Below are 25,041 nucleotides of genomic sequence, written 5' to 3'. Positions count from 1 at the left end.
GGGTAAGGGAGGAGGCTGAGCGGGCGAAGGAGAGGGGCTTCCTTAGCCCGCATAGAATGGGCTCCCCACCTGCCAAGAGATTGGTATCATATTTGCACGAAGGTAAATAGCTCCCGCACGGCACAGCACGATCGGGAGGATAATGATAGCGCCTACACCGCCCCTCCATGTGGTGTAAGCCACTAATATATAGCAAATAACAATAAATAATATGAGCGAAGAAATCAAAGATCAAGAGCTGGAGCGCGACGAGCAGACAGCCGCAGAAGAGCAGACAGATTGTCAGACAAACGAGCAGGCTCAGCCTCAAGAGGAAGAATTGACCGAGAGCCCTGCCGAGGAACTTTCGCCCGAAGCCAAGCTTCAGGCCGAGCTCGACAAGCTCAAGGACACGTACCTGCGTCTGGTCGCCGAGTACGACAACTACCGCAAGCGCACCCTCAAGGAGAAGAGCGAGCTCATCCGTAGCGGTGGCGAGAAGGCCCTCACTGACCTCTTGCCCGTCGTCGATGACCTCGAAATCGCCCTGCAGAACCTCGACAAGGCCACCGACCTCGATGCCCTCAAGGAAGGCGTGCACCTGATCTACTCAAAGTTCGTGGACTACCTCAGCCGTCAGGGCGTCACAGCTATCCCCACCGAGGGCGAGAGCTTCGACGATGAGCTCCACGAAGCCATCGCTACCTTCCCCGCCCCCGAGGAGAGCCTCAAGGGCAAGATCATCGACTGCGTCAAGAAGGGCTACAAGCTCCACGACAAGGTACTACGCCACTCCTCTGTGGTCGTAGGTCAGTAAGGAAAGGAGAAACTATCTATGGCAGAAAAGAGAGATTACTATGAAGTCCTTGGCGTAGCTAAGGGCGCTTCGGCCGAAGAGCTGAAGAAGGCCTACCGCAAGCTCGCCATCAAATATCACCCCGACAAGAATCCCGGGGACAAGGAGGCCGAAGAGAAGTTCAAGGAGCTTGCTGAGGCCTATGACGTACTGAGCGATCCAGAGAAGCGCCAGCGCTACGACCAGTTCGGTCATGCCGGCGTCGGTAGCAGCGCTGCCAGCGGTGGCGGTGGCTTCGGCGGAGGCATGTCGATGGAAGATATCTTCAGCCGCTTCGGCGACCTCTTCGGAGGTGGTGGCTTCGGTGGCTTTGACTTCGGAGGCTTCGGTGGAGGTGGCGGCGGTGGCCGTCAAGTCCTGCGCGGCTCCGACCTTCGCGCTCGCGTCCGCCTCACCCTCGAGGAGATCGACAAGGGCGTAGAGAAGAAGCTCAAGGTGAAGAAGCAAGTCGCCTGCTCCCACTGTCACGGCGACGGTACCACGGAGAAGGACGGCAAGAAGCAGTGCGACACGTGTCACGGCTCGGGCGTCGTCATCTCCGCTCAGCGCAGTATCTTCGGCATGATGCAGACGCAGTCCGTCTGCCCCACCTGTGAGGGTACGGGCGAGGTCATCACCAAGCCCTGTAGCTTCTGTAAGGGGAAGGGCACGCAGATCGGCGAAGAGGTCGTATCCTTCCGCATCCCTGCAGGGGTGGCCGAAGGCATGCAGTTCTCCGTCCAAGGCAAGGGGAACGCCGCTCCCCGTGGTGGTATCCCCGGTGACCTACAGGTCGTCATCCAGGAAGAAGAGGATCCCAACCTCATCCGCAACGGCAATGACCTCATCTACAACCTCCTCATCTCCGTACCTACAGCCGCCCAAGGTGGCTCCGTCGAGGTACCTACGATCGGCGGGAAGGCACGCGTGAACATCGCTGCAGGCACTCAGCCAGGCAAGGTCCTCCGTCTGCGTGGCAAGGGACTCCCCTCCGTCAATGGCTACGGCAAGGGTGACCTGCTGGTGAACGTCAACGTCTTTATCCCGAAGCTCAACGAGAAGACCGATGCCTCCGTCCTTGAGACGATGTCCGCACCTGCCTTCGAGCCTACGGACGAAGCCCGCAAGGAGATCGATAAGCACTACCGTCAGATGCTTCGATAGTCCCGACCACAAAAGGGAACTCTATAAATAGGCGAGGCCGCGATCATCAGATGATCGCGGCCTCGCTGTCGTTTTGTGTGTATGTTCGTGGAGAGGTCTGTGTCCTACTTAGTTTGTAGGTTGATATATCGTAATTAGAACGTACATAAAGGTATGAATATTATCTACGGCAACAAAAAGACTACTCCACAGCACTCTATAAAGCGAGCGTGCCCGCACCGACCTCATGGGGTCAGGTGCGGGCACGCCTTGTATAGAGGTGCGAGCCTCAGGGCTTACTTAGCCTGCTCGAGAGAGAGCGTACGTGAGGGCTGGTCGCAGAGCTCGGGATCACCGTAGAACTGGATGGGCCCAGGGTAGATGAAGCACGTATCCTTAGCCCACTCAGCGCGGTTAGCTACGAAGTAAGCGAAGGGCTTGCCCTGAAGGTCTACGAGAGCCTTCTGGATCACAGGCTTCATTTCGCCGTGACGACGCTCCATGTTCATCATCATCGTCGTGGGGATACCACCAGCGATCCACTCAGCAGCGGGAGCCGTGAGGTTCTGTACAGAGCTCATGTAGCCCGTGACGCCAGAGGCGATGAGGCAAGCTGCCGTACGACCGAGGGCGTAGCAGTAGTCTGCATCGAAGTTCGAGGGCATAGCGCAGCGGCCTTCGTAGCCGAAGAAGTGCGTCAGGGGAGAGAACTTACCCGTGAAGCGGCCCTCTTCCTTCCAAGCAGCGAGCTTGGTAGCGACCATCTCAGCAAGGAGCTTTTCCGTCTCGATGAGCGACACCTGGACGTTGCCGTGGGGGTCACGGTCGAGCGTCAGCTGGCGAGCTACCGTAGCGGGCAGGCTGGCGTAGAGAGCTGAGTTAGCAGCGCTGAGGTGCTCAGCGACATAGGCACGCTGCTCGTCAGCGGGGACAGCGCGGAACTCTGCCTCGTGGTGTGCGAGGTAGTCGTTGAGCTCAGCGATGAGTGCCTTGAAGGCAGGGATGAATTCGATAAGACCTTCGGGGATCAGTACCGTACCGAAGTTCTCACCCTTAGCAGCGCGAGCGGCTACGACCTCAGCGATGTAGGTGACTACGTCGTCGAGGGTCTGGTTCTTAGCCTCTACTTCTTCGCTGATGATAGCGACGTTGGGCTGTACCTGCAGGGCGCACTCGAGGGCGATGTGCGAAGCAGAGCGGCCCATGAGCTTGATGAAGTGCCAGTACTTGCGGGCAGAGTTACAGTCACGCTGGATGTTACCGATGACTTCGGCGTAGACCTTCGTAGCGGTGTCGAAGCCGAAGGAGGTCTCGATCTGCTCGTTCTTCAGGTCACCGTCAATGGTCTTGGGGCAGCCAATGACCTGGACGGGAGCGCCGATGCTCTTGTAGTATTCTGCGAGGACTGCAGCGTTGGTGTTGGAGTCGTCACCACCGATGATGACCAGCGCACGGATGTCGAGCTTCTTAAGGATCTCGAGACCCTTGTCGAACTGCGCCTTCTCCTCGAGCTTCGTACGGCCAGAGCCGATGATGTCGAAGCCGCCGGTGTTGCGGTACTCGTCGATGACGTCGGCCGTCAGCTCGATGTAGTTGTGCTGTACGAGACCGTCAGGACCCATGAGGAAGCCATAGAGACGGCTATCGGGATGGATCTTCTTCAGACCGTCGAAGAGGCCTGCGATGACGTTGTGCCCACCAGGAGCCTGACCGCCAGAGAGGATGACACCGCCATTGATGGGCGTGCCAGAGGTAGCCTCGCTCGAAGCTTCGAAAGTGAGCTTGGGGAGACCGTATGTGTTAGGGAAAAGCTTGGCGATAGCTTCCTGATCGCTGACGCTCTGCGTAGCTGCACCGAAGACGGTCTTCACGCCACCTTCCAGTGCCTTAGGGAGCTTGGGGCTGTACTTACTACGAGCCTGCTGGAGTGCACTCTTAATCATTATTGCTTGTTTGGGTATAATAGAACCTATGGATTTGCGGTACAAAGATCTTAAAATTTCTTCATAATATCCTCCACTTTTCCTTTTTGCCCATAGATAAAGGCCTTTTAGATGCTCGCGCGCCCGCCTGCGAAGGCGATTTACAGGCCACCCACCTCCATTTTTCACCTCGCTCTCCTCGTCTTCTTCCCCCCTCCCAAGCACCTCTATCACAGCATCTCCCAAGGTCGTCACAGCACAGACTTCACAGCCAACGAAATTTGACCAGTACTGGTCGCCGTTCTGACCAGTACTGGTTGCTTTCGTGACCAGTACTACTTACTAGGAGTGACCAGTACTGCTCGCCGCTCTGACCAGTACTGGTTGCTTTCGCGACCTATATTGGTCCGCGGGTGGACCTATATAGGTTCATTCAGCGACCTATATAGCTTCACTCGACGACCTATATAGGTCCACCCACCGACCAATATAGCTTCACACCACCCTCCCCCACTGCTCCGCACACAGCGGTATATAGCTATGTGTTATTCTACTCAGCAACGATAGATTTGCATCCTCATAATAAAGGGCTGAACACCCCCCCTCTATACTAGACGCACAACCTTTCTAGCAGAGGCCAACTGCACCTGGCTTCGCTTATGCCATCCCAACATCGTATCTTTGCATGGGTTATTTAGACATAGAATCATAATAGCAGGAGATAAGCTAAACAACTATAAAGAATGATTGTAGTAGAGCAAAACCTTTGGGAACAAGAGAGTGAAACAATAGATGATGTGGCAGCGGACACGTTATGTGCACACCATATTACGAATGAGTCTACATCATCTCCAGTTAATCAGCTTGAACCTCATCGAACAAAAATGACTGCTGTAGATAAGGACATCAATGAAACATCTGAGAAAATCACTCAGATCAGATCAATTGTTCGTCAGAAACAAGATAAACAAAAGGAGCTTCTACTAACACAGACCCCAATATCGGTGAAGGATAAATGGAACGAACAACCAATATCCCACCCCGATAGAACTGTGAGAATCGGCTCCGTTTTTAGTGGAATTGGAGCTGTCGAACATGCATTCCAAAGATTAGGGATAAAACATCAGATCATATTTGCAGGAGATATAGACCCTCGATGCAAGCAGAGCTATTTTGCCAACTACTCAATAAATGAAGAAGATTGGTTCACTGATATTAGGGAGTTTGATGCAACCAAGTATGCTGACAAAGTTGACATCCTTGTAGGAGGTGCGCCGTGCCAGCCTTTTTCCTCAGTTGGACATCGCTTAGGATTTGAAGATGCGAGAGGCACGCTCTTCTATGAGTTTGCAAGAGTTATTAAAGAGACTCAACCAAAAATCTTCATCTTTGAAAACGTCAAGGGCCTTCTGAATCATGACAAAGGCCGAACATGGCGTGTAATACATGATATATTTGAAGAGCTTGGATATGATATAAAGTTCAGGATTCTGAATAGCTGTGAGTACGGCATACCACAACATAGAGAACGTGTCTTCTGTATCGGGTTTAGAGAGAAGACTGACTTTGCATACCCAAGCCCAATCTCTCTAGAGTATAAAATGTACGATTTCCTTGAAGACTACATTGATTCTAAATACTTCTTAAAAGAGAAAGGAATCAAGTTTGTAACGAGTCACAGAAACAAGGAGAAGCGATACACACAAATTAATGGAGAGATTCAACTCTGTCAAAAACGAAACCAACAATTCAACTGGCACGGAGACTTTATTTTTCATCCCGACTCAGAGCTCACCCCGACAGATGAGGCCTTTGATGAATTTATCTTCGAAGTAAAGGACGTAGAAGAGAAGTATTATCTCTCCGAGAAAGTGGCACGATATGTACTTGCTGGAGGCACAAAAAACTTCAAGACATCAACTAAAACTGATTTAGAGATCGCTCGTCCTCTTTTACACTCCATGCATAAAATGCATAGGGCTGGAGTGGATAATTATGTCACACATAAGGGGAGAATCAGAAAATTAACTCCACGAGAATGCTTAAGACTCATGGGCTTTAAGGATTCCTTCAACATCGTCGTCTCTGACACTGCTACATATCAGCAAGCTGGCAATAGTATCGTCGTAGATGTTATAATAGCATTACTTAAACAAATGGATATCACCAAGTATGGAACAGATTTATAGTGACAAACTAGGAAAACTAGGCTATACTCACTATGCTGACATCTTCCGCGACTGGGAGCAAGTTAAAGATGAAATACTTATCCCTCTCAGGAAACAGGGTTCCGGAAACGGAACTATTCATGTGTTTCTTGGGGCTGGAGATGCTGCATTAAGAAATGCGTTTCCCGAGTATTACACTGCAGTTGAAGGACTCAATGAAGAACCATCTACTGGGGCAATACCCATCACACATTATTTCTCTAGGAGTAATATTATCAACCTCATAGGCCCTTGCTGTGAGTATGACTATAGACACCTAGACACAGGGGGCATTAATCAGGAGAGAATTAATACTCTTTTTACTCACCTGACCCAAGAAGGGGTGGTTGATGGCCTTGTCAAAACTTCGTCCCAGTTTAAGCTATCGATGGCAGCGGGTAAAGCGAGACCATACTTTAAAAACTTTCAACCTGAGGGTTTATTTCCCAATGTCATTCGGCAGCTCCTACTACCACAATCCGCATATAAGATAAGCCTTTACAAGAACGACGAAGGAGAGTTTGCAGCCTTTTGGCTTCTCGGCTTTTCGAGCGATCCTACATTTGACTCGGACCCTATAGCACTAAGCACCCCGATAGCCCCAAACATATCCGGCTCCTTACAAACCATCTACTTTGGAGCACCAGGCTGTGGGAAGTCACACAAGGTAGCCGAAGTCCTCGCAGGGGGAGATGAAGAGAACATATTCCGCACCACCTTCCATCCTGACTACGACTACGCAAGCTTTGTCGGCTGCTATAAGCCTGAGATGGAAGAGGGCGAAATCAAATATGCCTTTACCCCACAGGTCTTCACAAATGCTTATGTGCGTGCATGGACGCACCCCAATGAGAAGGTATACCTCGTGATCGAAGAGATCAACCGAGGGAACTGTGCACAGATCTTTGGCGACCTCTTCCAGCTCCTTGATCGTAAAGATGATGGCACGTCCTACTATTACATCCGTGCGGATAAGGATCTTGCCGATTACCTGCAGCATGCACTGAGTGGAGATGCCAAGCGTGGAATTGAAGAGGGTAACTTATGCCTACCCTCTAACCTCCACATCATCGCTACGATGAACACCTCCGATCAATCTCTATTCCCCATGGATAGTGCCTTCAAGCGCAGATGGGACTGGGAGTATATCCCCATTAACTACAGCGACAAGGTAAAGTCGGGGCAGTTTATGATTACCATCAATGGCAAGAACTACAAATGGGTAACCTTCCTTGAGGCTGTCAATTTGCGCATCCAAGATTTAACACATTCGGAAGATAAGCAGATGGGGAACTTTTTCATTAAGGGTAACATCACGGAGGAGGTATTCAAGAGTAAGGTAATGGCCTACCTCTGGCACGAGGTATGTAAAGATGAATACCGCACACAAAGAAACTTCTTCCGCTCTGGAGAAAGGGCTGGCAATGGAGAGGAGTTCAGCTTCAATCAGCTGTACGATGAGGATATCGATAGCACAAAGCTTCTACAAGGCTTCATGGCCTACCTCGGAGTTTCAGCTATTGGAGAAGAGAGTGCTGGAGAAGAGAACGAGTAATTGATACAGCATAGCCGAGATGAAAGTCCTCATCGAAGACTATCGTTACAGCCCCACTGACCTCCCTGAGCTGAAGGGCATTGACCCAACGGAGCTCTCGGGAGGGCAGATCAAGCTCCCCTATGTAGGCTACTTCCATGACGGAGGGATGGATGAGACGATCTTCATCTTGCCTAAGGTCTTCATCGTCGGAGGGAAGGTATTCGGGCGATATGAGCCTGAACTTCTACTGCATATAGATAAGGAGAACGAACAACTTACAGACGCAGACCATGCCTTTCTCTTCGAACTATCCGCTTGGATCTATCAGGCCATAGCACTCTTCTGCGAGCGCCACCCCGAGAATGAGATTACCTCCCACCGCGAGCTGGCTGGTGTCATTGGGCAGCGGAGAGATGGTGAGACGACTTTGCTTGATCTCATTCTTGCCCTAATCCGCTTCGGCAAAGAGCATCAGTCGCTCTTCACCTATATCGCTACGATCGCACACAGCGGGCGCCACAAGATCCATTGGACGAAGACGATACGCACGACATCCCCAGTCCTACAAGACGGCAAGCCCTACTATCTCAAGTGCAAGACCAAGGAGAAGGCTATCAACTATGACGAGGAGCTGATCTGCCTCTTCTACTCTACCCTTGATTATCTGAAGCAGAACTACCACTTCGTAGCGAAGCGCAACCTCAACTATGAGACCGAGTGTCCCCACCGCATAAAGAACCTCATTGAAAGCGGCAAGGGCACTCGCCATCTCCGCCAAATAAGAGGGAAGTACTTTACTGACGAGCTGGTGCAGCTCTGGCATCTACTCTATGCCTTCTATGAGCGAGCCGAAGCGGCCGCCCAAGGGAAAGCCCACGATGAGCGCCTCTTAGTACGCAACTTCAACAGCGTCTTTGAGGACATGATCGACAGCCTAATCGGAGAAAAGACGCCTCCCTCAGGGCTGAAGAAGCAGAAGGACGGCAAGATCATCGACCATATCTATCAAGACAGGTCTCTGATAGGAGATGGTAATATCTACTTCATTGGGGATAGTAAGTATTACAAGGAGGACAACGCTGTAGGACAGCTCTCCAGATACAAGCAGTTCACCTACGCCAAGAATGTGATCCAATATCACATTGACCTCTTCCACGAGAAGGCGCAGACCTTACGCTATCGAGATGAGCTCACCGAGGGCTACAACCCGACTCCCAACTTCTTCATCCGAGGGACTATTGATGAGAAGGACTTATCCTACAGTGAGCACAAGCTGACACGTTACCAAGAAGACGAGAAGAAGTGCAGTAACAAGCACTTCGAAAATCGTCTCTTCGACCGCGACACGCTCCTTGTCCTCACCTATGAGATCAACTTCCTCTATGTCCTCTCAGCCTATGTGCTAAGCCATGGCTTTGGCTCCAGCACCGATAGCTTCCTGCGGGAGCGATTCAGAGAAGACGTCATCAAGGCCTTTGAGGAGCTGTATCACTTCTATGAACTATGGCCCGAAGCATCTGCGGAGAAAAAGAAAGACTTTGTAGAGAAGCACTTCAAGCGACTCCTTGGCAAGATCTATCAGACAGAGGATGAGACACTGATCTTAGCCCTCAAGAAACAGGATGATACGGTCATGGATAAGAGCATCCTCGACCTCATCCCTGAGGATCAACGCAAGGACTATCCCCTCAGCTAAGAGACAGGTGCGGGGCAGGTATGCGGGGCATGGCGTATCTTTGCGACAATAAATAACTCAGCCAATGGCAGACAACCGCACCACCCGCCCCTACCAGCTCGGGCTCGCCCTCAGTGGCGGCAGCATCAAGGGCTTTGCTCACCTCGGCATCTTGAAGTACCTCGATGAGGTAGGCCTACGCCCCGAGATCATCGCTGGCACCAGTGCCGGCTCCATCATGGGCGCCTTCTATGCATCGGGCTATGCGCCTGAGGAGATCCACGAGCTCCTCTCGCAGACGGGCTTCATGCAGATGACCAGCTTCACCACCAAGGGGGGCGGGATCTTCAGCACGACGAAATTCCTCCATTTGCTTAAGAAGAACCTCCGCCACCGCAAACTGGAGGATCTACCGACCCCCATGCGTATCGTAGCCACCGACCTAAACCAAGGAGAACCACACGTCTTTACAGAGGGTCCCTTGGCTAAGATTATCCTGGCTTCATCAAGCATCCCCATCCTCTTCTGCCCTGTAGAAATCGACGGTCACACCTACGTCGACGGCGGGCTCTTCCGCAACTTCCCCGTCACGGCCATCCGCGAGGACTGCGAGGAGGTCATCGGTATGAACCTCGGCCCCGTGCAGAGCGCAGAAATCCCCATGAATATAAAGGACATCGCTAACCGTGCATGGGAACTAATCTTCCGCCAGAATACCACCCCTGACTGTGCTGCCTGTGATTATCTCCTTGAGACGAGCGAGGTAATGAAGTTCGGGATGTTTGAGGTCAGCGCTTCCGAGCAGCTGATGAAGATAGGCTACGAGCTGGCGAAAGCTGAGCTCGCACCACTGGTCAAAAAGAAGAAGGAGGCAAAGAAGCCTTAGCCCCACCACCTACCCATACCTATGCAGCAGAAGATCGTCATCTACTCCGCCCTCACTCGACTCTGGGGGAATAAGAATACGACCCGCCAGCCCCATGGCACACTCTCCGAGAATGGCTCGGGGAAGCTCCGTGACTTCACTCCCGAAGCCCTCGCCTATATCCGCAGTCTCGGGGCTACCCACGTCTGGTATATCGGCCTGCTGGAGCATGCCACGAAGACCGACTACAGCGCCCAAGGCATCCGTCCCGACCACCCCGACACGGTGAAGGGGCAGGCAGGCTCGCCCTATGCCGTCAAGGACTACTACGACGTCGACCCCGACCTCGCCGAAGATCCCTACACGCGACAGGCAGAGCTGGATGCCCTCATCAAGCGTACCCATCAGGCTGGGCTACAGGTCTTGATGGACTTTATCCCCAACCACGTCGCCCGCACCTATCACTCCGATGCGTGCCCTGAGGGCGTCGCAGACCTCGGCGCTACGGACGATGTACAGCTGGCATTCTCCCCGCGCAACAACTTCTACTACCTCCCCGACACCTCACTTATCCTACCCTTATCCACAGAGTCATCCCCATACACCGAGTGTCCAGCACGTGCTACGGGCAACGACTGCTTCAGCCCCTACCCCAGCATCACGGACTGGTACGAGACGGTGAAGCTCAACTACGGGGTGGACTACTGCGGGGGAAGTGGCCTGCATGCCGACCCCATACCCGATACGTGGGTGAAGATGCGTGACATCCTCTGCTACTGGGCTGCACGTGGTGTCGATGGCTTCCGCTGCGATATGACTGAGCTTGTCCCACCCGCCTTCTGGGCCTGGGCGATCCCCTCGGTGCGTGAGCAGTACCCCGAGACGCTCTTCCTCGCAGAGATCTACCAGCCCCACCGCTACGGCGAGTACCTGCATGCAGGCTTCGACTATCTGTATGACAAGGTCGGCGTCTATGACTTCCTCATCGCTCTCGGCAAGGGCACACGTGACGCAGCGGACTTCACTGGTGTGCGTGATGCCGTCGGTGGCGAGCAACCAGCGATGTGCTACTTCACAGAGAACCACGACGAGCAGCGCCTCGCCTCGGACTTCGTCTTCGCCTCGCCCCGTCAGGGCTTCCTCGCTACGGCTGTCGCAGCCCTAAGTGGTGGCAATCCCCTACTCCTCTACTTCGGTCAGGAGCTGGGAGAGCAGGGCATGGACAGCGAGGGCTTCAGCGGGCGTGATGGGCGCACGACGATCTTCGACTACTGGGGCCTCGACAAGCTCCAGCGCCTGCAAGCAGGTAATTACACCCCCGCCCAGCTGACGGACGAAGAGGCCCGCCTACTCAGCGACTACCAGCGCCTCGCCTCCTGCTACACCGACCCCATCATCAGCCGAGGGAGCTACTACGGCCTGCGTGCCGAGGGAGCTGGCAGAGAGCGTGTCCTCGCCTTCGCCCGCGCTTCGGAGGAAGGGCTCTACCTCGTGCTGGCGAACTTCTCCAGCGAGCAGGCAGACATTGCCCTCCCCCTACCCGCTGAGTTCTTCGCCGCTACGGGCATCACCGAGGGCACGGCCTTCCGTGCCGCAGACCAGCTCACGGACGCGGTGGACTTCCTCTGCCTCACCACGCTGGCTCCCCTTCGCCTGAGCCTCGCTCCCCAGGGCCTGCAGATCCTCCGCCTCACAGCGGTGTAAAGCAAAGCCCCCCCGCACATATCAGTATAAAAAGGCCCGCCGGCTACCCTCCTTCGTGGAGGGTAGCCGGCGGGCTTATTATGGGGAGTAGCTTCCCTTAGTGCAGGGTAGCTGAGCGGACGATCTCGCAGACCGTGGGGTGCGGGAAGACGATGCGAGACAGCTCAGAGAGCTTCATGCGCTGCTCGACAGCCATGATCGCAGGCACCAGGATCTCCGAAGAGCCATTACCGAAGAGGTGCGCACCGAGGATGACACCCTCCTTGTCCGTGAGGAGCTTGCAGAAGCCATTGCCCTGCTCGTTCTCGATGATGAAGCGACCAGATAGCGTCATCGGCACACGATGCACCTCATAGTCGATGCCAGCAGCACGCAGCTCCTGCTCCGTCTGACCGACAGCAGCGATCTCGGGATCGGTATAGACGATACCAGGGATAGCGCGGTAGCTCATCACATCCTCCGTGCCGGTGATGTGGTGTACAGCGACCTGCCCTTCGCGAGCAGCCGTGTGAGCGAGCATAGACGTACCGTTGACATCACCGACGGCATAGATACCAGGCACCGAGGTCTGGAGGTGCTCATCGACGACGACAGCCCCACGCTGAAGCTCGACACCGACCGTCTCCAGTCCCAGACCATCGGTCACAGCACGACGACCGACGCTGACCAGCAGCTTGTCGAAGGGGATCTCCAGCGTCTCGCCCTCATGCTCAGCGATGACCTTGCCCTCACGCACGGCAGTGACCTTCGTGGAGAGGTGGAACTTCACCTTGCGCTTCTCAAAGGCCTTCTGCAGCTCCCCAGAGAGCTCTTCGTCCATAGGCCCAAGGATCTTAGGCAGCATCTCGACGACCGTGACCTCCACGCCGAGCGTAGAGAAGAAGGACACGAACTCCATACCGATGACCCCGCCACCGAGGACGACGAGGCTCTGTGGGAGCTCCTCGACCTCAAGTGCCTCCTTAGCTGTCCAGAAGGGCACGTCGCTCAGCCCATCGATGGGAGGGATGAAGGCACGTGAGCCCGTAGCGATGATGACGTGGCGTGCCGTATAGGTCGCCTCACCTGCAGCGATGGTGAAGCCCTCATCACCGCGACCCGTGAGACGAGCCTCTTCGGTGACGATCTCCACCTCATGGCCCTGCAGACCGATACGGATACCCGCACCGAGCTTCTTGAGGATCTTCGTCTTGCGCGCCATCACCTTACCAAGGTCAAAGGCTGCTTCGGGGATCGTAAGACCATATTTCTTGCCATCGAGGGCTTCGGAGAGGAGATGGGCAGAGTGCAGGAGTGCCTTCGTAGGTACGCAACCTTCGTTGAGACAGACACCACCGAGCTTATTCTTCTCGAAGATGACGACGCGGAGGCCGTGGGCTGCTGCATGCTCTGCAGCGTCGGTACCGCCGGGGCCAGCACCGATGATAGCTACATCGTAGTTCATGAATTTGAGTGTAGTGAGTGAGTTATATAGGTATTATTAGCTAAGACCCTCGATGTGTCCATCGATGAAGTCTATCTTTTCTGCTTGGGGGACGCGGGGCAGACCGGGCATACGCACCAGAGCGCCGAGGACGAGGACGATCATCTCAGCACCCGTATTGATGACGACGTCGCGCACCTCGAGGTCGAAGTCACGCACGCTACCATAGGCCGTAGGATCGTCGCTGAAGGAGTACTGCGTCTTGGCGATACAGACGGGGAACTTCGACCAGCCGTGGCGCTCGATACGCTCGAGCTGGCGCTGTGCCTTCGCCGAGAAGTGGATGGAGCGTGCACCGTAGATGCGCTGAGCGATAGCCGTAGCCTTCTCCTCGATAGAGGCGGTAAGAGGATAGGTGAACTGCAGGGGCTGCGAGGGCTTCTGCTCGATGGTCTCGACGACGAGGCGAGCGAGCTCTTCCGCACCAGCACCACCTTCGCCGAAGGCGGTATTGACAGCGAAGCCCACACCAGCGGCGTGGCAATGCTCACGCACCAGTGCGATCTCCTCCTCCGTATCGGTAGCGAAGCGGTTGAAGGCAACGACGACCGTCTGCCCGAAGCTCTTGAGATTCTCAATATGGCGGTCAAGGTTAGCCAGCCCGTGGCGGACGCCCTCGATATTCTGCGTCTTGAGATCCTTCTCATCGACACCACCGTGCATCTTCAGCCCGCCAAGGGTAGCCACAAGAACGGTGAGTGCAGGCTGGAGACCTGCCGTGCGGCACTTGATGTTGTAGAACTTCTCTGCACCGAGATCCGCACCGAAGCCAGCCTCCGTGATCGTGTAGTCGGAGTGCGCCAGCGCCATGCAGGTGGCGAGGATCGAATTGCAGCCGTGAGCGATGTTAGCAAAGGGGCCGCCGTGGATGAAGGCAGGGGTATGCTCGGTCGTCTGCGCCAGATTGGGCTTGATAGCGTCGAGGAGGAGGACGGTGATCGCGCCCGCTACACCGAGGTCACGTACGGTAAAGGGCTCACCCTGCTTCGTGTAGCCGAGGAGGATATTCTCGATACGGCGACGCAGGTCTTCGAGTGAAGTCGACAGGCAGAGGATCGCCATGATCTCCGAGGCAGGCGTGATGTCGAAGCCTGATTCGGCTGGGATACCATTGACCTGACCACCGAGGCCCGTGACGATGGAGCGCAGAGCACGGTCGTTGACGTCGAGGACACGCTTCCAGAGGACTTCGCTGAGGCCCTTGTCCGTATTGCGGTTCTGGTAGATGTAGTTGTCCAAGAGTGCGGTGATCATATTGTGCGCCGAGGTGATGGCGTGGAAGTCACCAGTGAAGTGTAGGTTGATCTTCTCCATAGGAAGCACCTGAGCGTAGCCACCACCAGCAGCACCGCCCTTCATACCGAAGCAAGGGCCGAGAGAGGGCTCACGCAGTGCGACGACTGCCTTATACCCAAGGCGGTTTATACCGAGAGCGAGGCCGATAGAGACCGTCGTCTTGCCGATACCAGCCTTCGTAGCAGTGATGGCCGTGACGAGGATGAGCTTGCCAGGCTTATGACCAGCTTGGAGCTCGGAGAGGTCTACCTTGGCGAGGTACTTGCCGTAGTGCTCCAGGTGGTCGGTGGGGATAGCCACCTTGGCAGCTATCTTTTCGATCGGCTCGAGGGCTATCGAGCGGGCGATTTCGATGTCGGTCTTCATTACCAGAAAGAGAGTTAGTGGGTCAATGATGTGGATAAAAGAGCTTCCTATTCGGGAGGGAGATGGGGTGAAAGCAAGCCGTGCGAAAGGACTGTAGAGGAGACTAACAGTTCTTTCGCACGGACATATAGAGGTTACTTGAGGTACTTATCAAGCCAGCCGAAGAAGGTACGCTGCCAGAGCAGGGCGTTCTGCGGGCGGAGGATCCAGTGATTCTCATCGGGGTAGATGAGGAGCTCGGCGGGGATGCCACGGAGCTTAGCCGCGTTGAAGGCCGCCATACCTTGGCCTGCGAGGATGCGGTAGTCGCGCTCGCCGTGGATGACCAGTATCGGCGTATCCCAGTTGCCTACGAGCTTGTGGGGGGAGTTGGCGAAGGTGCGCTGAGCGACTGCATTGTCCTTCTCCCAGGGAGCACCGCCCATATCCCAGTTGGCGAACCACATCTCCTCGGTCGTCATGTACTGCATCTCGAGGTTGAAGATACCAGCGTGGGCGATGAAGGCCTTGAAGCGCTTCTGGTGCACGCCTGCCAGATAGAAGACGGAGTAGCCACCGTAGCTGGCACCGACGCAACCGAGACGCTCGCTATCGACCCAAGGCTCCTTCTTCAGCTCATCGACTGCGGTGAGGTAGTCTTGGATATTCTGCCCCGAGTAGTCGCCGCTGATCTGCTCGTTCCATGCCTTACCGAAGCTGGGGACGCCGTGGCGATTTGGAGCGATGACGATATAGCCTTGCTCAGCCATGAGACGCATATTCCAGCGGTAGGAGAAGAACTGACTGACGGGGCTCTGTGGACCGCCCTGGCAGAAGAGCAGCGCAGGGTACTTCTTCGTCTTGTCGAAGTTCGGTGGGAGGACGACCCAGACAAGCATATTGCCCCCATCGGTCGTCTTGACCCAGCGCTTCTCTACCGAGATAGGAGCGAGGCCGTCAAGAGTAGACTTATTCTCTGCTGTGAGCTGCTTCGCTGCGCCCGTCTTAACGTCTACGAGGTAGAGGTCCGTGGGCTCGATGTAGCTCTGACGGCCAGCGAGGATCTTACCACCCTGTACATCCAGCGAGGTGTAGTCGTGCATACCCGTGGTGATCTGGCGGATCTTACGACCCTTGAGCGCAATCTCCCAGAGCTGGGCTTCGGCATGCTTCGTCGAGAGGAAGAAGAGGCTCTGGCTATTAGCTGCCCACTGAAGCTCATCGACATCGTACTCGAAGCCGTCGGTGAGGAAGGTCTTCTGCCCTGTCTTCAGATCCTGGACGAAGAGACGCTTGAGGTCGGCTTCATAGCCGTCACGCTCCATGCTGATCCAGCTGATGCGCTTGCCATCGGGCGAGAAGCGAGGGTGCGTGTCATAGCCACCCATCCCCTCGGTGATATTGCGCGTCTGACCAGAGGCAAGGTCGTAGAGATAGATATCGGTGTTGGTGGAGAGGGAGTACTCCATACCCGTCTTCTTACGGGAGGAGTAGGCTAAGGTCTTACCGTCGGGGCTCCAGGAGAGCTCTTCAGCTCCGCCGAAGGGCTTCGTAGGAGCTTCGTAAGGCTCACCTTCGAGGATGTCCTTACCGCCCGTGATCGCTTCGCCTCCGACGGGGGCGATGAAGATATGAGGGATCGTCTCTACCCATTCGTCCCAATGCTTGTACATCAGATCGGTGACGATACGACCCGTAGCCTTAGGCAGGTCGGGGTAAATCTCCTTAGTGCTCTTCCCGAAGGGGATCTCCTTGATATAGGCCAGCTGCTTCTCATCGGGTGAGAAGAGGTAGTCCGAGAGCCCGCCCTCGATATTGGTCACCTGACGGCGGTCCGTACCATCGGGAGCCATCGTCCAGACCTGAGGAGCGCCACTCTCCGAGGAGATGTAGCTGATGCGACGGCCCTGCTGGATCCAGCGAGCACCATGCACGCCAGCGATACCCTGGGTGATCTGGCGGCGTGCACTGCCATCGGAGGAGATGGTGAAGAGCTCGGTGCGGATCTTATTGTCCTTGATGCTGGGGAAGCCCACGCTGTAGACGACCGTCTTGCCGTCGGGAGAGAGGGCGGAGGCACCGACACGAGCGAGCGAAAGCATCGTCTCGGGAGCCATGTGCTGCGACTGCTGAGCCACAGCAGGCAGGGTAGCTGAGAGGGCTGCTGCAGTAGCAAGAGCGGTGATGTGCTTCTTGATCTTCATAGCGATATGCGTATTGTATATGTATGTGGTCGGGGATTAGGAGAAGCGCAGGCCAAGGGCTTCCTTGAGCTTGCGCACCTCGGGGTTGATCTCCGCGAGCTGGTTGAAGCGATCCTCTTGGGTGAGGACGATCTTCGCCTGCTCCTCTACAGTCTTCTCGCGCAGGACGAGGTTGAACTTACGATTCTGCAGCGTCGTTCGGAGGAACTCCACGAGCTGGGGATAGACCTCCATCACCGTGGTATGGATAGCCTCACCTGGTGGGAGGGAGATCTCTGCCTGCACACCGTCTAAGAGCTTCGGTAGCTCGGGGCGCAAGATATTGCGGTAGAGGATCTGTGAGGGCGTCAGCTCTTGCTCGACAAAGCGTACCCAAGCTCGCTGGAGGTCATCCTCCGTGAAGTCCTTATCCTCGACGGGGGCAGGGGCCTCAGCTGGAGCCGTAGAAGTGGCTTCGCTGGGAGCGTCTGCACGACGGCGTGCTCCGAAGAGACGCTTAGGAGCGGAGGAGGGGGGAGCTGGAGGTGGTGGTGTAGCAGATGGTGCTGGTGCAGGCGCGGGTGTCGGTTCAGCTGGTGCCGGAGGAGGTGTCACCGCCGAAGGGGCTGGCTTAGGTGCGGCCTGCGATACAGGAGGAGCTACGGGAGCTGTCTGCGCTTTGGGCGCAGGAGAAGCTGGGGGTGTAGTCGCAGGGGGCGTCTGAGGAGCTGCCTGTGGTGTAGCCGTCTGAGGTGCAGCGGGTGCTGGCGCAGCAGGGAGATTGAGGTCGGAGTCCCGCTTGAAGAGAGGGACCATACTGAGGAAGCTCAGCTCGACTAAGAGGCGCTTATTCGTTGCCCCGCGATACTGCTGATCGGCCTGCACCAAAGTCTTGAGCGCAGCGAAGAGGCTGGCAGGTGTGCACTGCTGGGCAATAGTCGCATAGGAGGCGGCTACAGCATCGGGCTTCTCCAAGAGCTGGAGCGTCTCGGGATGCTGGGCTACAAGGAGGTCACGCACGAAGGCCGATAGCCCCGTGAGGATCGTCTGCCCCTCAAAGCCCTTACCCATCAGCTCATCGAGGAGGAGCAGGACACTACGATGGTCCCCGCTCAGAAAGAGCTCGAAGATGCGGATAAAGTAGGTATAGTCGAGGACATTCAAACTCTCCAGCGCATGCTGGTAGGTGATATGCCCGCCGGCGAAGCTGGCGATACGGTCAAACATCGAGAGCGCATCGCGCATCCCCCCATCGGCCTTCTCAGCGATGAGCCCGAGCGCCGTCTCCTCGGCATCGATACCCTCGCTATCGGCGACATAGCGCAGATGGCGGGTGATATCCTGCACGGTGATTCGCTTGAAGTCATAGATCTGACAGCGCGAGAGGATGGTGGGGAGGATCTTGTGCTTCTCCGTCGTCGCTAAGATGAAGATAGCGTACGAGGGGGGCTCTTCGAGGGTCTTGAGGAAGGCATTGAAAGCCGCCGCCGAGAGCATATGCACCTCGTCGATGATATAGACCTTGTAGCGACCAAGCGCGGGAGGCATCTGCACCTGCTCGGTGAGCTGGCGGATGTCCTCTACGGAGTTGTTCGAGGCAGCGTCCAGCTCGAAGATGTTGAAGGAGCGCTGCTCCTCAAAGGCCTTACAGCTCTCGCACTGCCCGCAAGCCTCACCTTCAGCGGAGAGATTCTCGCAGTTGATCGTCCGCGCTAAGACGCGTGCCGCCGTCGTCTTCCCTACCCCACGGGGGCCACAGAAGAGATACGCATGGGAAAGTTTGCCCGAGCGAACAGCGGTGCGTAGTGTGGAGGCCATAGCCTCCTGCCCGACGATACTACGGAAGGTATCGGGGCGGTATTTGCGTGCGGAGACGACGTAGTGCTCTGTCATTCTTCGAGGTCTGTGCTGGATCTATTACTGGTAGGACAAAGATACGTATTCCGCTCCAGCCTATAGAGTGCTATCTATAATAAAGTAGCGCCCCCCACCCGACGGATCTCAGTCCGAGGGATGGGGGGCGCCTATTATGTGGGGAGGTGGCGAAGCACCCTTAGCTTACTTCGTGAGGCCACGGAAGCGCAGAAGGCTCGACATATCGGGCTCCGTGAGGCCGGTGAAGTTCGTGAAGAACGTGCCGACAGGGGCGGTATTCCCGCGTGAGAGGACCATCTCACGGAAGCGCTGACCATTCTCACGCGTCAGCCCGCCGTGTGCGGCGAACCACTCGTAGATATTGTGGTCGAGGACCTCCGTCCAGAGGTAAGAGTAGTAGCCCGAAGCATAGCCACCAGCGAAGACGTGCAGGTAGTAAGCCGAGCGGTAGCGGGGAGGTACGAGAGCGAAGTCAAGACCAGCACGAGCGAGCACTTCACGCTCAAAGGCATCTACATCGCTCACCGTCTGACCAGCAGGGAGCATACCCCAAGCCATATCGATCGTCACGGCAGCGAGGTTCTCAGCCAGCGCGTAGGACTGTCCGTAGGTAGCAGCAGCCTTCATCTTGTCGATGAGCGCCTGAGGCATGGGCTCACCCGTCTTGTAGTGGCGGGCGTAGTGGCGCAGGACGACAGAGTCCGTCATCCAGTGCTCGTTGAACTGCGAGGGCATTTCCACGAAGTCACGGGGCGTATTCGTACCCGAGAGCGTCTCGTACTTCTGCGAAGCGAAGAGGCCGTGCAGAGCGTGGCCGAACTCATGGAAGAGCGTCTCTACATCCGACGAGGTGAGGAAGGCGGGAGCGCCCTTAGCAGGGGCCTCGAAGTTGCAGACGTTGTAGATGACAGGCTTCGTACCGAAGAGCGTACTCTGCTGGACGAAGTTCGACATCCATGCCCCACCCGTCTTCGTTGGGCGACGGAAGTAGTCCGTATAGAAGAGGGCCATGGGGGTATTATCCTGGTCGAAGACCTCGTAGACCTGTACGCCATCAGCATAGACAGGGATATCAGGGCGGGGCTTGAAGGTCAGACCGTAGAGCTGGTTGGCAGCGAAGAAGACCCCATTCTTCAGCACGCTATCCAGCACGAGATAGGGCTTGAGGTCGGCTTCGTTGAGGTCGTACTTGGCCTTCTTCAGGCGCTCGGCATAGTAGTCGAGGTCCCAAGCAGCGAGCTTGAAGTCCTTACCCTCAGTCTGCTGAGCGAAGGCTTCGAGTTCGGCGACATCGTCAGCGACCTTAGCGCGGCAGGCGGGAGCCAGCTGGCTGATGAGGCGCTCTACGGCCTCAGGACGACCAGCCATCTGGTCGCTCAGTGCCCAAGAGGCGAAGTTGGGCAGTCCGAGGAGCTTTGCCTTCTCGGCGCGCAGGGCAGCGATGCGGGTGATCGTGGGGTGCGTATTCGTGCTATCACCACCCGAGCAGCGCGAGAGCGAAGCCTCAAGGACGCGACGACGGACATCACGGTTGTTCAGGTCGGCAAGGTAGCCTGGGCGTGACGTATTCGTCTGCTCCAGCAGGTACTTACCTTTGTGGCCTGCAGCGGTAGCCGCCTCGGCAGCACGGGTGATCGCTTCTTCGGAGAGGCCATCGAGCTCCTCGACCTTGTCGACGAGGACAGCAGCTTCCTTCGTGCCAGCGTTCACCTGATTCGTGAACTTCGTCTGCAGCACAGCGATCTCGCTATTGATCTTCTTCAGAGCTTCCTTGTCGGCAGCTGAGAGGAGTGCGCCCTCATGGACGAACTGATCATAGAGGACCTCCGTGAGGCGTAGGTCTTCACCCTGGAGGCTGGAGCGCTGGTCGTAGACGGCCTTGATACGAGCGAAGAGCTTCTCATTCAGGAGCAGCGCATCGTGGTGGGCGGAGAGCATGGGCGTCGTCTCTTCGTCGATCTTCTGCAGCTCCTCGGTGCCGTCAGCACCTACGAGGGCAGAGAGGATAGAGGTAGCGCGTGCCAAGAGGCGACCGGACTTCTCATACGCAAGCACGGTGTTCTCAAAGGTCGGAGCAGCCGTATTGCTCGTGATGCTGTCGATCTCGGCGAGCTGGATACGGATCCCTTCCTCGATAGCGGGGACGAAGTGCTCAGGGCGGATCTTACTGAAGTCGGGAGCTTGGTAGTCAAGCGTGCTCTCGGTGAGGAGGGGATTCTCCTTGGTCGAGCTGGTCTGGCAAGCAGTGAGCATAGCGAGGAGGCTCAGAGTGGCAATGAGTCGTTTCATAGGAGTGTGGGGAATTAGAAGGGGAGGTCGCTGGAGGAGCTACACCAGAGGCTGGGGCTCGCCAATCCAGGCGATGGCCTCATCGATTGTGTGGATCTGAGGGGCGTAGAGGAGGCGTCTGAGATCTTCGATAGTAGTCTTGACGCAGTAGTCCCCTGCGAGGCCTGCGACATCAATGCGACGGGCATTCATGAGGAGGTCGGGCACTGCGTCGTGGAAGGCACTGTAAGAATCCTTGTGGCGAGTCATTGCCTTGGGGATGAAGAGGACATTTTGCCCCTGACGCTTGCGCTCCATGATCGCATCAGCCAGAGGAGGATAGAGAGCAGCCCCCGTAGTATAGCGGACGCAGTGGATAGGCCATGGGCCACCAGAGACATCGAAACTACAGTGGTCGGCAGGATGCTGGTCCATAGTGACGACGATAGCGTCGTACTCGGCATAGTGCTCCTTGACGTAAGCGGTGAGGTAATCCATCGCTGGGATCGCGCCTTCGATGGCGAGGGAGCCGGTGATGAAGTCGTTCTGGGGATCTACGATCAGCAGGATGTTCATGATTAGAGGTAGTGGTGTGGTTTTTGGGGGTAAAGAGTGAGGGGATAAGGGGTGGCGCGCAGGGAAGGCGCCTGAGTGCCCCAAGGCTGGGCCTCTAAGAGAGGGCACTCAGGCGGCTCCGCTACGCCGCATCTCGAGTCTTATCAGAGCTCGAGATCGAGGTCGAACTGCTCATGCCAAGGCAGGCCCTGCTTCATGAGCTGCTCCATGAAGGGATCTGGATCGAACTCCTCGACGTTGTACACGCCTGGGCGACGCCAGAGGCCCTTGAAGAACATCATCGCACCGATCGTGGCGGGTACACCCGTGGTGTAGCTCACGCCCTGAGCACCGGTCTCCTGATAGGCAGCCTGATGGCTACAGTTGTTCCACACGTAGTAGGTCTTCTCCTGACCGTCCTTGATACCGCGGATACGGCAGCCGATGGACGTCTCACCCGTGTAGTTCTCACCGAGCTCACCGGGGTTAGGCAGGATCGCCTTGAGGAACTGGATGGGGACGATCTCCACGCCGTTGTAGAGGACGGGGTCGATACGTGTGATACCGATATTCTGCATGACACGCAGGTGGGTCAGATACTCCTGCCCGAAGGTCATCCAGAAGCGTGCACGGCGGATCGTAGGATAGTTCTTCACGAGCGACTCAAGCTCCTCGTGGTAGAGGAGGTAAGACTCACGCACCCCGATATTGGGATAGGTCAGGGGCTTGTGGATCTCCTGCGGCTCGGTCTCGCGCCACTGTCCATCCTCGTAGTACTTACCCTTCTGGGTGATCTCGCGGATGTTGATCTCGGGATTAAAGTTCGTGGCGAAGGCCTTGTGGTGGTCGCCGCCGTTACAGTCTACGATATCAAGGTAGTGGATCTCATCGAAGTGGTGCTTGGCTGCATAGGCGGTGAAGACCCCGGTCACCCCTGGGTCGAAGCCACAGCCCAGGATAGCCGTCAGCCCAGCTTCTTCGAAGCGCTTCTTGTAGGCCCACTGCCAGCTGTACTCGAACTTAGCCTCGTCGAGCGGCTCATAGTTCGCCGTGTCGAGGTAGTTGACGCCTGCCTCGAGGCAAGCATCCATGATATGGAGGTCCTGATAGGGCAGAGCGACATTGATGACCAGCTCTGGCTTGAAGGACTTCATCAGAGCGACGAGCTCGGGGACGTTATCAGCGTCGACGGCTGCCGTCTGGATCTTGACATTGGTAATCTCGGAGGCAATCTTATCGCACTTACTCTTCGTGCGACTGGCGAGCATAATCTCAGTGAATACGTCGCTATTCTGTGCCACCTTCTTGGCCACTACCGTACCGACACCGCCGGCACCGATAATGAGGACTCTTCCCATACGCTATTCTTAGTCTTCTTAGGCTAAAGGATAAATAATACGATTTCCGTCTATACCACTTAAGGTACAGATCTACACAAAGGTACAAAAAGTAGAGGGAAGGCCTTCGCTCCCCTCTTCAGAGCGCCTTGCATCCGCCCTCTTGAGGCTGTTGCGGCAGAGTCCTACCCCCTATTTAGAGTGCTAAGGCATCGCACGCCCAGTCCCCCGATATGCCCCTCCGAGGTGATACGCACGCCCTTCGCCTAATCGCGAGTATTCCTCTTATCCAGCGGAGAGAAAAGCATCGTTCTCGTGAAGAAAAAAGCGCCTTCCCGTAGTGGTATTCTTCTGTCTATGTACGTAGTCTTAAAGACCAGGCACGTCAATCCAAATATCCACGTACGTAGATATTAGAGCCACGTACGTAGTCCAAACTTATCTGCCACTCGTCCACAACTTTTATCCCTACGCGGACCAACAACCCAATATAGGTCACTTCACGAAGCTATATAGGAATCAGTCCAAAGCTATATAGCTTTCTGCGCCATCCTATATAGCTCTACCCACGCACCCATAGTGCTTAGGCGATCAATAAGCCACACCCAGCACTCCTTACCCGATGTACCACCCTCACCCACAGTATAAAAAGAAAGGCGGGCCAATCCACATGCTGTGGATTGGCCCGCCAGGGGAAAGAGCAAGAATGAGTGCCTGCTATTTCTTAGTCAGCGAGAACTCAAGGATCGTGTGGATCCCCGTAGTCCCCGAGTAGGCACTCTTGTAGTTACCACCCTCGAAGAGGAAGAAGTGCAGGCCGTGATGTCCTCTTTTCTTCGCAGCCTCCGAAGGAACGAAGGGGAAGACGGGGTGCTCAATAGAGACGGCATCCCACGTAGCGGAGTAGGTGTAGTCAGCTCCCCACGTCAGATCGCCCGTAGCCTTGCCATCAGCACCAGGGAACCAGCCAGCATACGAAGCGAGGATGAGCGATGCCGTCACACCCTGGGGCTTCGCGAGCTCCTGTGGCTTGATGGTCAGCGTATTCGTCTTCTCTTCGAAGGCTACTGGGATATCAGCAGCCAGCCCCTGCAGGATGAAGGCCTTCTTAGCTTGGTCAGCGATGAGCTTGACATCCGCCGTCTTCGTCTCACCCTTATAGGTGGAGATATAGGTCAGCGTATAGTCGCCGAGCACTGCATCGTAGCCGAGCGGACCATAAGACTGTATCAGGCGGAAACTCTTACTGTAGAGGTCACTCAGCTTCAGCGTGAGGTTAGCCTCGCGCTGGAAGACGTTTGTACTCTCGACTGTGAGGAGGAGCTTCTTACCCTCGACCTTGAAGGACGCCCATTCAGGCAGTCCCTCGATCTTGACCTCACTGGGACGGATGTCCCCGACGAGAGTGAGCTCGATGGTGCCCCCTTTACGCTCGATGGTGTAGGCCGACTCCAGATCGGAGACGTAGCTGTAGGCACCGAGCTGGGAGATGGCTACCTGCTGAGTCTCGTCGCCTCGTGTGAGGATGATGAGGCCCGTGCGAGTCGCGGGCTCAGTGAAGGGTGCTACAGTGAAGGTAACCTTCGTACCCTCAGTAGCGCCAAGGGTGATCCAGCTGGCCTCCGACTTCGCGGTGAAGCCCCCTTCGGCGAGCGTGATCGTCCCCGTCCCACCAGCAGCCGTGAAGTTGTGATCTGAGGAGAGGACACGTAGCGTGTGCTCGGTCTTCGTAGCAGGGTCGTCCTTGCGGCAGGAGCTGACACCTACGAGGAGCGTAAGCGAAGCCAGGAGGAGCGCCCCGAGCGAGCGATGTATGATCTTCATATCTCTTA

At 56.0% G+C, this 25,041-nt stretch carries 16 protein-coding genes; 7 read left to right on the top strand and 9 right to left on the bottom strand.

Features of this window, described 5'->3' with window-relative positions; genetic code table 11:
* Positions 1-211: 211 nt before the first annotated feature.
* Together HMPREF1121_RS08305 and dnaJ are read left to right on the top strand one after the other, a co-directional pair.
* Complete coding sequence (locus tag HMPREF1121_RS08305; RefSeq protein ID WP_044115792.1) at positions 212-796, top strand: nucleotide exchange factor GrpE; 585 nt, start codon at positions 212-214, stop codon at positions 794-796.
* Positions 797-814: 18 nt separating this feature from the next.
* Entirely contained in the window at positions 815-1,978 is a 1,164-nt protein-coding gene (gene dnaJ, locus HMPREF1121_RS08300; protein ID WP_009433399.1) for a molecular chaperone DnaJ, read from the top strand.
* A gap of 275 nt (positions 1,979-2,253) precedes the next feature.
* On the opposite strand, the gene HMPREF1121_RS08295 is transcribed toward dnaJ, so the two are convergent.
* Positions 2,254-3,900 (bottom strand): diphosphate--fructose-6-phosphate 1-phosphotransferase, encoded by a 1,647-nt coding sequence (locus tag HMPREF1121_RS08295; protein WP_044115791.1) that lies wholly within the window; start codon positions 3,898-3,900, stop codon positions 2,254-2,256.
* A 722-nt stretch (positions 3,901-4,622) separates the two neighbouring features.
* Here HMPREF1121_RS08295 and HMPREF1121_RS08290 point away from each other — a divergent pair.
* The 5 genes from HMPREF1121_RS08290 (at position 4,623) to HMPREF1121_RS08270 (ending at position 11,867) form a co-directional block, all read left to right on the top strand.
* Positions 4,623-6,068: a DNA cytosine methyltransferase gene (locus HMPREF1121_RS08290; RefSeq protein WP_232223773.1), complete on the top strand. Its 1,446-nt coding sequence runs from the start codon at positions 4,623-4,625 to the stop codon at positions 6,066-6,068.
* Positions 6,052-7,641 carry an McrB family protein gene (locus tag HMPREF1121_RS08705; RefSeq protein ID WP_052353662.1) on the top strand — a complete coding sequence of 530 codons (1,590 nt, stop codon included), beginning with the start codon at positions 6,052-6,054 and terminating at the stop codon, positions 7,639-7,641. The genes HMPREF1121_RS08290 and HMPREF1121_RS08705 overlap by 17 nt, the downstream gene beginning before the upstream one ends.
* 19 nt (positions 7,642-7,660) lie before the next feature.
* Complete coding sequence (locus HMPREF1121_RS08280) at positions 7,661-9,319, top strand: LlaJI family restriction endonuclease (protein WP_044115790.1); 1,659 nt, start codon at positions 7,661-7,663, stop codon at positions 9,317-9,319.
* Positions 9,320-9,383: 64 nt separating this feature from the next.
* Positions 9,384-10,184, top strand: coding sequence for a patatin-like phospholipase family protein (locus HMPREF1121_RS08275; protein ID WP_044115789.1), 801 nt, complete (start codon positions 9,384-9,386; stop codon positions 10,182-10,184).
* A gap of 21 nt (positions 10,185-10,205) precedes the next feature.
* A complete protein-coding gene (locus HMPREF1121_RS08270) occupies positions 10,206-11,867 on the top strand; it encodes an alpha-amylase family protein (RefSeq protein ID WP_044115788.1) in 1,662 nt (553 codons plus the stop codon).
* A gap of 97 nt (positions 11,868-11,964) precedes the next feature.
* On the opposite strand, the gene lpdA is transcribed toward HMPREF1121_RS08270, so the two are convergent.
* The 8 genes from lpdA to HMPREF1121_RS08230 form a co-directional block, all read right to left on the bottom strand.
* Positions 11,965-13,311, bottom strand: coding sequence for a dihydrolipoyl dehydrogenase (lpdA, locus tag HMPREF1121_RS08265; RefSeq protein ID WP_044115787.1), 1,347 nt, complete (start codon positions 13,309-13,311; stop codon positions 11,965-11,967).
* Positions 13,312-13,347: 36 nt separating this feature from the next.
* Positions 13,348-15,012 (bottom strand): formate--tetrahydrofolate ligase, encoded by a 1,665-nt coding sequence (locus HMPREF1121_RS08260; protein WP_044115786.1) that lies wholly within the window; start codon positions 15,010-15,012, stop codon positions 13,348-13,350.
* A 134-nt stretch (positions 15,013-15,146) separates the two neighbouring features.
* Complete coding sequence (locus HMPREF1121_RS08255; protein ID WP_052353661.1) at positions 15,147-17,195, bottom strand: dipeptidyl-peptidase Dpp5; 2,049 nt, start codon at positions 17,193-17,195, stop codon at positions 15,147-15,149.
* Positions 17,196-17,231: 36 nt separating this feature from the next.
* Positions 17,232-19,067 (bottom strand): DNA polymerase III subunit gamma/tau, encoded by a 1,836-nt coding sequence (locus tag HMPREF1121_RS08250; protein WP_044115785.1) that lies wholly within the window; start codon positions 19,065-19,067, stop codon positions 17,232-17,234.
* A 165-nt stretch (positions 19,068-19,232) separates the two neighbouring features.
* Positions 19,233-21,338 (bottom strand): M3 family metallopeptidase, encoded by a 2,106-nt coding sequence (locus tag HMPREF1121_RS08245; protein WP_084152046.1) that lies wholly within the window; start codon positions 21,336-21,338, stop codon positions 19,233-19,235.
* A gap of 39 nt (positions 21,339-21,377) precedes the next feature.
* Positions 21,378-21,893: an isochorismatase family protein gene (locus HMPREF1121_RS08240; RefSeq protein ID WP_044115784.1), complete on the bottom strand. Its 516-nt coding sequence runs from the start codon at positions 21,891-21,893 to the stop codon at positions 21,378-21,380.
* A 143-nt stretch (positions 21,894-22,036) separates the two neighbouring features.
* Entirely contained in the window at positions 22,037-23,230 is a 1,194-nt protein-coding gene (locus HMPREF1121_RS08235) for a saccharopine dehydrogenase family protein (RefSeq protein ID WP_044115783.1), read from the bottom strand.
* Positions 23,231-23,926: 696 nt separating this feature from the next.
* Entirely contained in the window at positions 23,927-25,033 is a 1,107-nt protein-coding gene (locus HMPREF1121_RS08230; protein ID WP_044115782.1) for a BACON domain-containing protein, read from the bottom strand.
* Positions 25,034-25,041 lie beyond the last annotated feature (8 nt).

It is taken from the genome of Porphyromonas sp. KLE 1280, from assembly GCF_000700805.1.
Lineage (GTDB): Bacteria > Bacteroidota > Bacteroidia > Bacteroidales > Porphyromonadaceae > Porphyromonas > Porphyromonas pasteri.
Note: the sequence above shows the minus strand (reverse complement) of the source record. Positions and strands in the feature narration are given on the sequence as shown.